Annotated in this window: 1 protein-coding gene; it reads left to right on the plus strand. The window is 36.0% G+C overall.

All coding sequences use genetic code 11. From position 1 onward, the window contains the following. Window positions 1-139: 139 nt before the first annotated feature. Window positions 140-1,417, plus strand: coding sequence for an ISL3 family transposase (locus QOW94_RS10915; RefSeq protein WP_283680485.1), 1,278 nt, complete (start codon window positions 140-142; stop codon window positions 1,415-1,417). Window positions 1,418-1,597: the final 180 nt, after the last annotated feature.

The following is a 1,597-nucleotide window of genomic DNA, read 5'->3' on the forward strand; positions in this document are numbered from 1 at the left end:
GGTTCTACAATATCTGTTGTTGGTGATAGATTTTTCTATCACTGATAGCAGATTTTTTTGTATATTCTAAAGGTACACAAAAACGGAGACCTTCCGTTTTAAACCACCCTACTAAAAGCGTTCAAAGAAAGGACTCCGCATGGATAATATTAGCAAAAATTTACTAAGTATTAAAGATGAAAATATAACTTTGATTGATAGCTCGGTTGGCGATGATGGTATTACTAGAATCCAAGCTACGCTTGATTATGTTCCTAAGGCATGTGAACACTGTGGAATTATTAATGAAGGCCAAATAACAAAATACGGTTGGCGGAGGACGACCATCAGGTATCCAAGAGCTATTGGTAACACAGTGATTTTAATTTTGAAGCGCCGTTATTTCTGTTGTAAAGAAGATGCTAACAAACCACATTACTTCTTAGCACAAACCAGTATCGTCCCAAAAAACTGCACTATTTCATACGCTACTCGAAAACTTTGTTTAGAAAAGCTGACCGAAGAAGTGTCCATGAAGCATATCTCAAAAGAGATATCTACATCTGACAGTTTCGTTGGTCGCCTCATGATGCAAGCAGAACGTGACTTCGAGCCTAATTTAAACTTCTTACCAAAGGTGATTCTGGTTGATGAGGTTAAGACCACAAAATCAACAGAGGATACAATGAGTTTTGAAATAATGGATGGAGAAACGCATGAACTGATAGACATTCTATCGTTTAGATCGTTACGGAAGCTGGTAAGCCACTTTAGGCGTTACACTGACTCCGCACGAGAAAACGTAAAAATCATCGTCACTGATATGAACTACACCTATCCAAGATTAATAGAAACCGTGTTTTCAAACGCAATCGTTGTGGTGGATAAATTCCATATAATCAACGATCTTAATCGAGCTTTCAATAAAACCAGGATTAAAGTTATGAAGAATTTTTCTCACTCATCGCGTGAATACAAAGCGCTTAAGCGCTATTGGAAACTACTATTAACACCTCATGAAAGCCTTGATTATGAACATTATCGAAGATGGACTTACTTGCCATATTTGATGCCTGAAATTGATGTAGTTAGATCAATCACTCATCTATCACCAGAACTTGAAGAAACATACAAAGTATTAAACCAACTGTATCAGGCAGTTAAAGATAAAGATTGGAACAACTACAATATCGATTTTAAACACACCGAAAAATGTTCAGAAGAGATGCAAGTAGTCCTCAACCATCTTCAGCAGCACCATGATGAGATACAAAACACCTTCATTCATAACTACACAAATGGACCATTAGAAGGTTCAAACAACAAGATCAAGCTTATCAAACGCAGTGGGTACGGTTTTAGAAACTTCTTTAGATTCAGAGTTAGAGTATTATTCAATTTCAAAATCCATAAAAAAGAAGCCCTAATCACAAAGTGATTAGAACTTCCAAAAACTATCGACCAACAACAGTTCTAGTAGAATGTCAAATGCATAGTATTCTAAAAAAAGAGTACACTAAATAGTAGCGGTTTATTTTCCCAAAAAATCGCTGTATTGGTTCAATATACAATTTATATTAGTAGCCTAATGGGACGTTTTCTCATAGTCGTAAGCTTG

The organism is Lentilactobacillus sp. Marseille-Q4993 (assembly GCF_951230165.1).
Taxonomy (GTDB): Bacteria; Bacillota; Bacilli; order Lactobacillales; family Lactobacillaceae; genus Lentilactobacillus.